We start from the raw sequence: 12,397 nt of genomic DNA on the forward strand, positions 1-12,397 counted from the left end.
TGCCGACGACGGAATCGACGCCCTCGCCATCCACATCCATGATCTCGACGATCGGCACACCGGCATTGAGCAGCATCGCCCGCGCCGCCTCGGAATGCTCGATCCCGGCCACGATGATCCCCGAAGGCCGCCAGGACAGCATCTCGTAAAGCACCGCCTCTTCCTTCTCGGAGGAATAATTGGTGACCCCGACGACGGGCTGCAGCCCGGTATCCTCCAGCTCCTCGGAGATACCGGTGAGCACCTCGGGGAAAACCAGGTTCGACAGGGACGGGATCACCACCCCCACGAGGTTCACCCGCTGCGAGGCAAGGGCACCGGCGATCTTGTTCGGCACATAGCCGAGCGCGCGCGCGGCCTCGAGCACCTTCTCGCGCGTGGCATCCGAAACATCGCCCCGGTTGCGCAGCACGCGGCTCACGGTCATCTCCGAAACACCAGAGGCTTCGGAAACATCGCGCAGGGTCAGCGGACGGCGGGGGTCGACGGGAGGACGGGCCAATCGGAAACCTTTCACTGTTCCCTTTCTCCTTACCGCCAAACATTTCTGTTGCGCAAGGATCAGAACGCGCCTATGTTAGCGATAACGGCGAAGGGCCAGACTCCGAAAAACCCGACGCCGGCCAGAGCTGCTTCGCGTGTAGACTCCGATCGCGATGCGGACTTTCGAGAGGGGGAGCTAAGGGCCACTGCTCCCCCTTTTCGCATGATCATCAGCACATGACCGGACAGTATCAGGGGCGCAGAGCGCATAGGCATAGCCCCCGCCCGTTTGCGGTAGCACCCGGCGATCCCGGCCGCGCAGGCTGAAGCGCACAGACGCACGCCGTCCACCTCCCCCAGCCCCACTTGGCCCTGACCGCGCGCGCCGGCTACGCACGAAAGACTGCCCAAGGCAGCAGAGCCACCCGGATAAAATGAAATGCCGTGGCCGGCACTGCTCAGCCCGACTCGGCTCCGTGCCTTATCAGCGCCCGCAGAGCCCGCCGTAACGGCCAACGCTCCCGACAGCCCGGTCGGGGTGACGATTTTCGTCATTCTGTTCCTCTCGGTCATGATCATCGGCGTCGCCGCGAATTTCAGCGACATTTCTGTCGCCTTCTTCCGCAAGCGCTCCGGCATGAGCCGCGTCATCACGCAGACGATGACCATCGGCTTCGGCTTCTTCGTGGCGCTGATGTTTTATAATTTCGCCCTGCGCGGATACCTCTCGGCGATCCTGCGCGGCGCGACCCTCGCCGTGCTGGTGATGGGCGGCGTCGGGCTGCTCGAATTCTCCACCTGGTACCATATCCCCGGCACGAGCCAGCTCTACGAGGCGCTGTCGCTGATCATTCACGACGAAACCAGCGATTACTATCCGATCCGCCTGCGCACCACGGCCTTCGAGGTCTCCTGGGCGGCCGTGATCCTGACCTTCCTGTTCCCGTTCAGCATCGCCTCGCTGGAGATGAAGAAGCGCACGCGGCTCGTGTTGTTCTTCGCTGTCTATGCGATCATGGCGCTGGCGCAGTCGCGCACGGCCTTTCTGGTCATCGGGCTGCAAAGCGCGATCTACCTGTTCTTCCTGCTCAAATCGCGGCTGGATAAGGTGGTCTATGGCCTGACCCTGATCAGCTGCCTCGCCTTCGCCGGCATGGTGACCCCGGGCGTGGGCCCGGTTCTCACCGAGAAAGTGTCGAACATCATCGAATACGGCTCAATGAGCGGCAGCGTCGAGACCGACCGGGTTTATGAGAACGTGTCCAACGTCACCCGCCTGGCCGCGATCCGTGCCGGGCTGGAGATGTTCAAGGAGCATCCCTGGCTGGGCGTCGGCCTTGGCCAATACGGGTTCAATTACCCGCAGCATCTGCGCGCCGAGGATTTCCGCAGCTGGGAGGTGCGCGAATATGTGCTCGCCGGAGACGATTCCTACGGCTGGTCGCCGACCTAATCGATCCATATCCGCCTGCTCGCGGAAACCGGCCTGATCGGCTACAGCCTGTGGCTCGGGCTGGTTGTTTTCCTGAGCCTGCGCTCGCTGGCCAGTGCCGATGCCTTCTCGCCCATGGGCCGGGTGCATCTCGCGGTGGTCATGGTGCTGGTCGGCTGGCTGCTGCTCGGCCTCAGCATCGACAGCTTCCGCTTCTTCGGGGGATGGATCACCATCGGCATCGCCTGCGCGCTGCCCACGCGCCGCGCCCTGCAGGCAAAGCAGGCCGCAGCCCCCTGAGCAGGGGCTATCCCGCCGCCGCCCAGGCAAGCCGCGCGCTTGCGGCAACGCCATCCACCAGAGTGATGCCGCTGCGCGCCGCCAGATCCGCGCGCAGCGCCGCCATCCCGGCGCAGCCCAGTACCACCACCGGCACCGCATCCTCTTCCGCCGCCGCCCGGATCTGGCGCGCAAGATCGGCCCGGGTCTCCTCGCGCCCCTCATCGACCTCCAGCACCGGAATGCCGCTCGGGCGCACCCGCACGCAGCCCTGCGCCCCGAGCCGCGCAATATTGCCCTCGATCACCGGCACGGAGACGGCGAGCGTCGTCACCACCGAAAACCGCGCCCCCAGCAGCCCGGCCATGAGATAGGCCGCCTGCCCGATGCCCAGCACCGGGCAATGCGCCGCCGCCCGCAGCGCGCCGAGGCCGGTATCGTCGAAACAGGCGATGACGATGGCATCCACCCCCTCCTGTGCCGCCCGCGGCAGCATCGCGAGCAGGCCCGGCACCGCCGCATCGCCATCGGCCGCGCCCTGGATCGCGGGCGGGCCATCGGCATTGGTCCAGCCGATGACCTCCACGCCCGGGGCCGCAGCGCGCGCCACCTCCACGACCGATCGCGTCATCGCCTCGGTCGAATTCGGGTTCATGTACAGGAGTTTCATGCCTTGCGCCGTTTCCCCAGCAGCCAGACTGCGCCCAGGAAGCCGCCGATCATCACGAAGGAAAAGATCGTGGTCAGCGTGCCCAGGGCATAGATGACCGGCTTCGTTACATTCGTGGTCATGCCGAAGATCTCGAGCGGGAGGGTGTTGTAACTGCCCGCCGTGAGCAGGGTGCGGGCGAATTCATCGTAGCTGAGCGAGAAGCCGAACAGCGCCACCCCGATCACCGAGGGCAGGATGATCGGCAGCACCACATGGGCGAAGGTCTGCCAGGCGGTGGCGCCCTGATCGCGCGCGGCCTCCTCGAAGCTGGGGTTGAAGCGGTTGAAGACCGCGAACATCACCAGAAGGCCGAAGGGCAGCGTCCAGGTCAGCTGCGCGCCGAAGCCCGAGGTGGCCCAATGCACCTTCAGTCCCAGCCGGTCGAACACCAGCCCGGTACCCAGCGAGACCAGGATCGAGGGGATCACCAGCGACGCGATCGCCAGGTAGAACAGCGCGCCCGAGCCCAGGAACCGCTTGCGAAACGCCAGCCCCCCCATGATCGCGACCACGACCGTCGCCGCCATCACCATCAGCCCGAGCACGAAGGAGCGCCGGAACGCCCCCCAGATATCGCCCACCGCCTGCTGCTCGAACAGGTTGTGAAACCAGTAGGTGGACACGCCCCGCATCGGGAAGGTGAGCCCCCCCTCCGGCCCCTGGAAGGAGAGGATGCCGATGGTCAGCGTCGGCCCATAGAGGAAAAGCACGAAGAGCGCGAAGAAGGCGGTCAGCCACCAGAAGCTGCGCGGACGCGGTTCCATTCAGAGCTCCTTGCGAATGTTCACGAAGCGCATCAGCACCCCGATGATCATGAGGACGGTGACGAGCAGCACCATGGAGGTGGCCGAGGCGGAGGGATATTGCAGCAAGGCGATGTCGTTGGAGATCAGCCGCCCGACATTGGCGCTCTGCGAGCCCGACATGAACCGCACGGTGATGAAATCGCCCATCACCAGCGTCAGCACGAAAATGGTGCCGATCATGATCCCGGGCTTGGAGAGCGGGATGATCACGCTGCGCAGGATCTGCCAGTCCGAGGCGCCATTGTCGCGCGCGGCCTCGATCAGGGAACGGTCGATGCGCATCATCGTGTTGAAGATCGGCGTGATCATGAACAGGGTGTTGAGGTGCACGAAGGCCAGCAGCACCGCGAAATCGGAATAGAGCAGCCATTCCAGCGGCTGGTCGATCACCCCCACCCCCATCAGCGCCTGGTTCGCAAGCCCGTTGCGGCCCAGAAACGGGATCCAGGAGATCATCCGGATGATGTTCGAGGTCAGGAACGGGATGGTGCACAGCAGGAACAGCGCCATCTGCGCGGTGGCCGAGCGGATATGGAAGGCCAGGTAATAGGCCACCGTGAACCCGATCAGCAGCGTCAGCGCCCAGGCGATGAAGGCATAGCGGAAGGTTGCGAGGAACACCTGCCAGGTCACCGCGGAGGTGAACAGGAATTCGTAGTTTTCCAGCGTGAAGGCCGGGATGATGGAAAATTCGGTCGCCTGCCAGAAGCTGACGACGAAGATCGTGCCGATCGGCACCACCAGGAAAGCCAGCAGCACCAAGAGCAGCGGCGAGGCGAGCAGCCATCCTATCACGTCGGATCTGCGGATCATGCGATCCCTCCATTGGGCGGGCGTGGGGTGCGGGGGCGCTCGGCCCCCCGCAGGAGCGGGCCGCCGCCAAGCATGGCGGCGGCGCCTCAGTGCATCAGGCGGCGATGAACTCGTTCCATTTGCGGACCATGTACTGGTTCTCGTCCATCACCGAGTTCCAGCAGGCAACGTGGCCCATCCGCTCATAGAACGAGCCGCCATCGCGCACGTCGCCCGCCTTCGCCATGACCTGGCCGAAGGGGTTGGCGATATCGGCGGTCGCGGGCTTGCCCTCGAACCAGTAGCCCCATTCGTTGGCGTCCATGAATTCCTTCGAGGTCTCCGGCACCGCCGAATAATAGCCCTGCCGCATCAGGAAGCCGCCAACCCAGCCCGAGAGGTACCAGTTGATGTATTCATAGGCCGCGTCCAGCTTCGCCCCGGTGAGCGACTTCGACAGGCCGAGCCCGCCGCCCCAGGAGCGGTAGCCCTCCTTCAGCGGCTGGAACACGCAGGGAATGCCGCGGGTCTTCACCGCCGTCACCGCGGGCGACCACATCGACTGGATCACCACCTCTCCCGAGGCCATCAGGTTCACGGATTCATCGAAGCTCTTCCAGAAGGCGCGGAACTGGCCGGCCTTCTTCGCCTCGGTGAAAATCGCCATAGTCTGGTCGATCTCGGCGCGGGTCATGTTGCCCTTGTCGCCGTATTTGATCTTGCCCATCGCCTCGCAGACCATGGCCATATCCATGATCCCGATTGAGGAAATGTCGAGGATCGAGGCCTTGCCCTTGAATTCCGGGTTCAGCAGCTCCGCCCAGCTCCCGATCGGCCGGCCGATCAGGTCGGGGCGGATGCCCAGCGTATCGGCGTTGTAAATGGTCGGGATCAGCGTCATCCACTGGGTCTGTTCCTTGGCGAACTTGGTCGCGCCCGGCTCCTCGACGAAGCTCACCGTATGCGGCGCGGTGCCCTGCGCGATGACGCTGTCGGGCGTAAGCTTGCCGTCGCGGAAGATGCCCACGATCTTGTCGTAATTCTTGATCTTCTTGGTATCCATCGCCTGCAGGTTGCCGGTGGGCCAGACCTTCTTGCAGATCCAGTATTCGATATCGGCCACGTCGAAGCTGTCGGGCTGGGTCGCGGCGCGCTGCGTGACGCTGTCGCTGTCGAGCGCGGTCATCTCCAGGGTGAAGCCGAGGTCTTCCTTCACCTTCTGCGCCACCTCGTTGAGGTTCGACACGCCGGTGCCGAACTGGCGGATGGTGATGTCCTTGATCTCCTGCGCCCAGATCATCGGCGCGGGCAGGGCCGAGGCGGCGGCGGCCGCGACGCCGGTCTTCAGCAGCGAACGGCGCGAATAACGCATTTTCGACATGGTGTTCCCCTCTGTGTCGGATGTTTCAGGCTTGCAGGCGGTGCATCCGCCCTGCGTCCCAGTCGAGGCACACCGCCTCGCCCGGGTTTATCGGCGCCGCGAAGAAGCGGCCTTCGGGCACGAGGGCCACGATCTCCTCGCCCGCGTCGTTCTTCGTGGTCACGGCGACGCGGTCGCCCTGATACTCGACCCCGGTCACCGTCGCGGCGAGGCCCGCCGCATCCACGCGCACCTCGTCCGAGCGGATCGCATAGCGCGCGCCCTCCCAGGTGATGACATTGTGCCCGCCCATGAAGCGGGCCACGAATTCGGTCCGCGGCTGCGCCCAGACCTCGCGCGGGGGGCCGGCCTGTTCGATCACCGCATTGTTCATCACCACGCATTCATCGGCGAGCGCCAGCGCCTCGTCCTGGCCATGGGTGACGTGGATGAAGGTGATGCCGAGCTCGCGCTACAGCCGTTTCAGCTCCGCCCGCATCCGGATCCGCAGGAACGGATCCAGCGCCGAGAGCGGCTCATCGAGCAAGAGCACGCTCGGCTCGTTCACCAGCGCGCGGGCCAGCGCGACGCGCTGCTGCTGCCCGCCCGAGAGCTGCGCCGGCAGCCGCTCCGCCAGATGGTCCATCGCCACCAGGCTCAGCAGCTCCATCGCCTTGGCGTGCCGGGCGGCCTTGTCCACCCCCTTCATCCGGAGCGAGAAGGCCACATTGTCCTTCACTGTCAGATGCGGGAACAGCGCATAGTTCTGGAACATCATCGCCGTGCCGCGCTTCGCAGGCGGCAGATGCGCGATATCGGCGCCATCGAGCAGGATCGCGCCCGAAGTCACGCTCTCATGCCCGGCGATCATCCGCAGCGTGGAGGATTTGCCGCAGCCCGAGGGCCCCAGCAGGCAGATGTAGCTTGCCGGCGGAAAAACGTGGCTGACATCGTTCACCGCCACCGTCGCCCCATAGGCCTTGGTCAGGTGGACGAGTTCAAGGTCGCTTCTGGTCCGCATCCGACACCCCTTTTGCTCTGCGCTGCCCCGAAGCTGCTGTGATTCCGCGCAAAGCCCCAGCCAAATCCGCGCCGGAGCCCGCCCGGAACAGGGTCTGCTGAATGTTTCAGCGATCGCAGGAAGTCTGTGCACATTTTTATCGACAGAATCGTATACAATCTTGTGGCCACAGACGGCGCCTTGCATCGGCCCGCCCCAGATCGCAGAATCGCTTCAAGGAGGCCCAATGGACGCGGTCGGACAGGACAATACAGCCGAGAGCATCGCCACGGATTTGGCGCTGGCCATCCACGAGCACCGCCTCGCCCCCGGGGCGAAGCTCTCGGAGGATGAGGTCGGCGAGATTTTCGGCGTGTCGCGCACGGTGGTGCGGGCGGCCTTGCAGCGGCTTTCGCATGACCGGCTGGTGGAGCTGCGCCGCAATCGCGGCGCCTATGTCGCGCAGCCCACGGTGCGCGAGGCGCGCGAAGTGTTCGAGGCGCGCGCCCTGCTGGAGCCCCGGACCGCCCGCTCCGCGGCCGAGCGGATCACCGAGGCCGATGTGGCGATCCTGCGCCACCATATCGTCGAGGAACATGCGGCGATGGCCGCCGGCAATCTGGGCCGTGCGCTCTATATGTCGGGTCAGTTTCACGTCGAAATCGCCCGCATCGCCAATCAGGCGACGATCGAGGCCTTCGTCACGCAGCTGGTGGCGCGCTCGTCGCTGATCATCGCGCTCTACTGGCAGCGGCGCGCGGCCATGTGCGAAAGCCATGCCCATCATGCGCTGCTCGATGCGCTGGTGCAGGGCGACGGCGCCCGCGCCGAGGACCTGATGAAAAGCCACCTGCTGGATCTGCTCAGCTCGCTCGATCTGCGCAACACCACCTCGGCGCCGCAATCGCTGCGCGAGGCGCTGCGGCCCTAGCTGTCGGGCCGGGTGAAGACGAACGCCATCGCCCCCGCGATCCCCGCCGCCACCAGCAGCGCCAGCGGCCACGGCGGCGCCGCAAACAGGAAGATCACGAAGCCCGAGCCGCTGCCCACCAGCGCCATCCATTTCGCATAGCGCGGGATCGCGCCGCGCTCGCGCCAGTTGCGCAGCAGCGGCCCGAAATGCGGCTGCGCCAGCAGCCAGGCCTCCAGCCGCCGGGAGGATCGCGCGAAACAGGCCGCCGCCACGATCAGGAACGGCACCGTCGGCACCACCGGCAGGAACAGCCCGATGAACCCGAGCCCGGTAAAGAGAAGCCCGAGCGCCGCAAACACCACCCGCACCAGGATCGTGGTCTGGATCATCGGATCCGCTCCGTGCGGAAGCCCATCCCAATCAGCCGCCCCATCAGATGCGCCAGCGCCGGCATCCGCGCGATGGCGCGCACGAAGCCCGGCGGGCGGGGTGCGGCCTCGCCGCGGTCGTTGCGCTTGCGCCGCATCATCCGCTGCAGCCCCTGCGTGGCGCGGGTCGGGAACAGGCGCCGCGCCTGTACGGCCGCCAAATCGCGCGTACCCACCTGCCCCGCGCGCAAGGGCCCCGCCAGGATCCGCGCCACCGCCACCGCATCCTGAATCGCCAGATTGACGCCGAAGCCCCCCACCGGCGACATCGCATGCGCCGCATCCCCGATGCAGAGGACGCCCGGCGCCCACCATTGCTCCAGCCGGTCCATCCGGATCTGCAGCAGATGCACCTGATCCCAGCTGGTGATTTCGTCGAACCGCTCCGCAGGCAGCGGCGCCAGCGCCGCCAATGCCGCCCGGAACGCCAGGATCCCGCGCGCCTTCAGCTCCTCATGGCTGCCCTTGCGGATCACATAGCCGCATTGCCAGTAGTCGCCGCGGTCGATCAGCACGAGGCCCTGCTGCGGGCCGGCATGGCTCATCGCCGGAGCCGGATCATCCGGGCGGCGCGAGAGCTTCAGCCAGAGCACATCCACCGCCGAGCCGAAATCCCGCACCACCAGCCCCGCCTCCCGCCGCACGACCGACTGCCGTCCGTCCGCGCCGATCACCAGGGCCGCGCGCGCCGCGCCCCCTTGCCAGCGGATCCCGGCGATCCGGTCCGCCGCGCGGATCAGCCCGGTCGTCTCCACGCCCATATGCAGGCTGAAGCCCGGCAGCGCCTGCGCCTTGCGCGCCAGGAAATCCAGAAAGTCCCATTGCGGCATGAAGGCGATGTAGCGGCACGCAAGCGGCAGCCGACGGAAATCCGCAATCGCCACCTGCCGCCCGCCGATTTCGGCATGGAGCGTGGGCGCCTTCTGATGCGGCAGGCGCAGGAATTCCTCCAGAAAGCCCAGCTCCTGCATCAGCTGCAGGGTAGACGGGTGGATCGTATCGCCCCGAAAATCGCGCAGGAAATCCGGGTGTTTTTCGAAAACGGCCACGCGCACCCCGGCCCGCGCCAGAAGCAGCCCCGCCATCATCCCCGCGGGCCCACCCCCGACGATGATGCAATCGCTCTCCAGCTGCTCCATATCGCTCCCCGTCCTGCGCGGCCCCCTCGTAGTTGTCTCCGCACGGGCGAAGGTCAAGGGCGCATAATGCCCCGCGCAAGGAAGCGCCCGCCGCCCGGGCCGCCCACGGGCTGGCCCCCGGCATACACGCGGCGCCCGCGCAGCCAGGTGATCATCGGCTTTCCCGTGACCTCCATGCCCTCATAGGGGCTGTAATCATTCGCGTCCCACAGCTCGGCATGGGTCAGAATGCCGCGATGCGCCGGGTCCCACAGCACCAGATCGGCATCGGAGCCGATCGCAATCGCCCCCTTGCGCGGATAGAGGCCGAACAGCTTCGCCGGACGCGTGGCCGTCAGCGCGACGAATTCGCCGATGCCGATCCGCCCCTTGGAGACCCCTTCGGAAAAGATCAGCCGCATCCGCGTGGCAATCCCCGGCACGCCATTCGGCACCCTGTCGAACGGGGCGCCCTCGCCCGCGACCTTCTTTCCCTGCGGATCGTCGAACCGCATCGGCGCGTGATCCGAGGAAATCACCGACAGCACGCCCCGCCGCAGGGCGCGCCACAGCGCCTCGTGGTCCTGCGGGCTGCGCGGCGGCGGGCCGAACATCAGCTTCGCGCCCTCGAACCCCGGCCGGTCCAGATCCGCGGCGGTGAAGGTCAGGTATTGCGGGCAGGTTTCGGCGCTCAGGCGCACGCCGCGCCGCTGCGCGCGCTCCACCTCGGCCGCGGCCTCCGCCCCCGAGACGTGGAAGATATGCACCGGCACATCGAGCAACTCGGCATAGGTCGCGATCCGCCGGATCGCCTCGGCCTCGCCCAGGATCGGTTTCGACTGCGGGAAATACTTCGGCGATGCCTTGCCCTCGGCAATCAGCCGGCGCGTCAGATGGCCAATCAGCGCGTCATCCTCCGCATGGACGCAAACCAGCGCGCCATTGGACCGCGCAGCCTCCAGCACCTCCAGCACCTGCGCATCGCTCAGCCGCGAACCGGCATAGGTCATGAAGATCTTGATCGAGCTGTTGCCCGCCGCAATCAGCGCGGGCAGCTCGTCGCGCAGCACCGTGTCCGTGGGGTCGGTGATGGTCAGGTGAAAGGCGTAATCCACCCGCGCCGCCGCCGCCCGCTGGTGATAGGCCGCCACTTCCGCGGCAAGCGACGTGCCCGGCAGCTGCCAGGCGAAGCAGACGACCGTCGTCGTGCCCCCCGCCGCGGCGGAGGTGGTGGCTGCGGCAAAATCGTCGCATTGGCGGACGGCGCCTTCGGGCGGCTGGTCGATATGGGTATGCGTATCCACCCCGCCCGGCAGCACCAGCATCCCCGCGGCATCCACCTCCTCCGCAGCCGTGCCCGCAAGGCCCCGCGCCAGCGCCACGATCACGCCACCGCGCACCCCGATATCGGCCTCGAAGCTGCCATCGGTGGTGGCGACGGCACCGTTGCGGATGATCAGGTCATAGTCCATCAGGGGCCTCCTCGGTCAGCGGCAGGATCCGGCTGACCCGGTTCGGGTTCATTTCGGCGAAATAGATCGTGCCGTCCGGCGCGCCGCACAGGCCATGCGCCCCGTTCAGCACCGGCCGCGCCCGGCCCAGCACCGCGCCCTCGGCGGTGACGCGGCTCAGCGCGGGCATGCTGTCGCTCACATGCAGCACCCCCTCGGCATCGCCCCAGATATCCATCGGGCCACGAAACAGCGCGATCACCCGCAGCAGGCCGCCATCGGGGGTGAAGATCTGCACGCGGTCGTTCTCGCGGTCGGCCACGGCCACGCGGCCATCGGGCAGGACACAGAGCCCATGCGCGTTGCGGAACTGCCCCGGCCCGGTGCCATAGCTGCCCCAGCGGGCAAGCTCGGTCCCATCCGGGGCAAAGCGCCAGACGGTATGGCCCGCATACCCCTCGCAAACATAGATCGACCCGTCCGGGCCGATGGCGATACCTGTCGGGTGGTTGAACGGCTGCCCCGGCCGGTGCCGCCCGCCAAGCCCTCCCACCCGGAGCCCGTCGCGCAGGATCAGGACCTCATGCGCATCGCGGTCAACCACATAGAGCCGCCCGTCCGGCGCGGCGGCCAGCATATGCGCATCGGCAATGCCCGGATCTGTTTCCTGCAGCACCCGGCCCGCGGCGTCCAGCGTCACCAGCGTGGCACAGGGCGGATCGGCCAGCGGGTCGCGGCGCAGCAGCACATGGATGCGGCCATCCGGCCCTACGGCCACATCGCTCACCCCGCCGGCCTGCGGGCTGTAGAAGGCGCGGTCGGTGCGGTAGCGGCGCGCGCCGAGCGCCACCCTCAGGCCCGCGCTCATGCCCCCACCTGCGCGACGATGCGCCCGAGTGCCGGCCCGAGCCCGACCGAAGGCTTCGCGACCGGCTTGCAGGCCCGCGCGCCGAAGCTGCGCCGCGCCGCGATCCGGGCCAGCGCCATCGCCTGCGAGACCGCCGCCGCGATCGGGTCGATCACCAGCGCGGGCACCTCCTCCGCGATCTCTCCCGCGAGCCCGGCGAGCGGCGCGCCCCCCAGGATCACCACATCCGCGCCATCCTCCAGCGCCGCGCGCCGCGCGAGATCGGCCAGATCATCGCGCAGGGTCTCGCGCAGGCCCGAGACATCGAGCGGATGACCAGGCGGCGTGCGCACCCCGGTGCAGCGCGCCGAGAGGCCGCTGTCGGCCACGCAATCGAGATACCAGCGCCGCATCACCGGCGAGAAGGTGACGATGGAGAACCGCTCGCCCAGCATGCTGGCGCTCATCATCGCGGCTTCGGCCATGCCCACCACCGGCAGGTCGAACAATTCGCGCGCCCCGCGCAGGCCCGGATCGCCGAAGGCCGCGATGATGACCGCATCCGCGCCTTCCAGGTTGTCCGCGATCATTTCGAGCGCAATGCCGCCGCCGATCTGCGCCTCTGCGCGCGAGGCGATATAGGGAAAGCCGCGCGGCGCGGTGAGCGGCACGATTTCGGCCGCCGTGCCCGCGATCCGGCGGGCGATGGCGGCCATGTCGCGGGTCATGGCTTCGGTCATGTTCGGGTTGACGAGAAGAAGTCGCATGGCTGGTCT

13 protein-coding genes and 1 pseudogene are annotated in these 12,397 nt (G+C 67.2%); 3 read left to right on the plus strand and 11 right to left on the minus strand.

The genetic code is table 11. The features are described from left to right. The coding region (locus ACOMG5_RS08255) for a LacI family DNA-binding transcriptional regulator (RefSeq protein ID WP_420343319.1) at positions 1-427 on the minus strand (427 nt) is incomplete at its 3' end. 594 nt (positions 428-1,021) lie between these two features. Between ACOMG5_RS08255 and ACOMG5_RS08260 the strand changes: the two genes are divergently transcribed. Together ACOMG5_RS08260 and ACOMG5_RS08265 are read left to right on the plus strand one after the other, a co-directional pair. After that, a complete protein-coding gene (locus tag ACOMG5_RS08260; RefSeq protein WP_420343320.1) occupies positions 1,022-1,936 on the plus strand; it encodes an O-antigen ligase family protein in 915 nt (304 codons plus the stop codon). Between the two features lie 114 nt (positions 1,937-2,050). Continuing rightward, on the plus strand, positions 2,051-2,215 hold the full coding sequence (locus ACOMG5_RS08265) for a hypothetical protein (protein ID WP_420343321.1): 165 nt from the start codon (positions 2,051-2,053) through the stop codon (positions 2,213-2,215). Positions 2,216-2,222: 7 nt separating this feature from the next. Here the strand turns inward: ACOMG5_RS08265 and ACOMG5_RS08270 are convergent, their stop codons facing one another. The 5 genes and pseudogenes from ACOMG5_RS08270 to ACOMG5_RS08290 form a co-directional block, all read right to left on the minus strand. Continuing rightward, a complete protein-coding gene (locus ACOMG5_RS08270) occupies positions 2,223-2,864 on the minus strand; it encodes an aspartate/glutamate racemase family protein (RefSeq protein WP_420343322.1) in 642 nt (213 codons plus the stop codon). Beyond that, the gene (locus tag ACOMG5_RS08275; protein WP_420343323.1) at positions 2,861-3,670 is read right to left on the minus strand and encodes an ABC transporter permease; all 810 of its coding nucleotides are present in this window, start codon (positions 3,668-3,670) and stop codon (positions 2,861-2,863) included. Before ACOMG5_RS08275 ends, ACOMG5_RS08270 begins: the two co-directional genes overlap by 4 nt. After that, positions 3,671-4,525 (minus strand): ABC transporter permease, encoded by an 855-nt coding sequence (locus tag ACOMG5_RS08280; protein ID WP_420343324.1) that lies wholly within the window; start codon positions 4,523-4,525, stop codon positions 3,671-3,673. 94 nt (positions 4,526-4,619) lie between these two features. Beyond that, a complete protein-coding gene (locus ACOMG5_RS08285) occupies positions 4,620-5,885 on the minus strand; it encodes an ABC transporter substrate-binding protein (protein WP_420343325.1) in 1,266 nt (421 codons plus the stop codon). A 25-nt stretch (positions 5,886-5,910) separates the two neighbouring features. Then, positions 5,911-6,885 (minus strand): annotated as a pseudogene (locus tag ACOMG5_RS08290) (ABC transporter ATP-binding protein). 226 nt (positions 6,886-7,111) lie between these two features. On the opposite strand from ACOMG5_RS08290, the gene ACOMG5_RS08295 reads away from it, so the two are divergent. Continuing rightward, complete coding sequence (locus tag ACOMG5_RS08295; RefSeq protein WP_420343326.1) at positions 7,112-7,795, plus strand: GntR family transcriptional regulator; 684 nt, start codon at positions 7,112-7,114, stop codon at positions 7,793-7,795. On the opposite strand, the gene ACOMG5_RS08300 is transcribed toward ACOMG5_RS08295, so the two are convergent. From ACOMG5_RS08300 to ACOMG5_RS08320, 5 genes are read right to left on the minus strand one after another with little or no spacing between them, the layout of a single operon-like run. Continuing rightward, a complete protein-coding gene (locus ACOMG5_RS08300) occupies positions 7,792-8,166 on the minus strand; it encodes a YbaN family protein (protein WP_420343327.1) in 375 nt (124 codons plus the stop codon). The two genes, ACOMG5_RS08295 and ACOMG5_RS08300, sit on opposite strands and share 4 nt — an antisense overlap. Beyond that, a complete protein-coding gene (locus ACOMG5_RS08305; protein WP_420343328.1) occupies positions 8,163-9,344 on the minus strand; it encodes an FAD-dependent oxidoreductase in 1,182 nt (393 codons plus the stop codon). The genes ACOMG5_RS08300 and ACOMG5_RS08305 overlap by 4 nt, the downstream gene beginning before the upstream one ends. Positions 9,345-9,397: 53 nt before the next feature. Continuing rightward, the gene (gene hydA / locus ACOMG5_RS08310) at positions 9,398-10,795 is read right to left on the minus strand and encodes a dihydropyrimidinase (protein ID WP_420343329.1); all 1,398 of its coding nucleotides are present in this window, start codon (positions 10,793-10,795) and stop codon (positions 9,398-9,400) included. Next, the gene (locus ACOMG5_RS08315; RefSeq protein WP_420343330.1) at positions 10,785-11,642 is read right to left on the minus strand and encodes a peptidase; all 858 of its coding nucleotides are present in this window, start codon (positions 11,640-11,642) and stop codon (positions 10,785-10,787) included. The genes hydA and ACOMG5_RS08315 overlap by 11 nt, the downstream gene beginning before the upstream one ends. Continuing rightward, positions 11,639-12,388 (minus strand): aspartate/glutamate racemase family protein, encoded by a 750-nt coding sequence (locus ACOMG5_RS08320; protein WP_420343331.1) that lies wholly within the window; start codon positions 12,386-12,388, stop codon positions 11,639-11,641. Before ACOMG5_RS08320 ends, ACOMG5_RS08315 begins: the two co-directional genes overlap by 4 nt. Positions 12,389-12,397 lie beyond the last annotated feature (9 nt).

Source organism: Paenirhodobacter sp., assembly GCF_041916475.1.
Taxonomy (GTDB): domain Bacteria; phylum Pseudomonadota; class Alphaproteobacteria; order Rhodobacterales; family Rhodobacteraceae; genus Rhodobacter.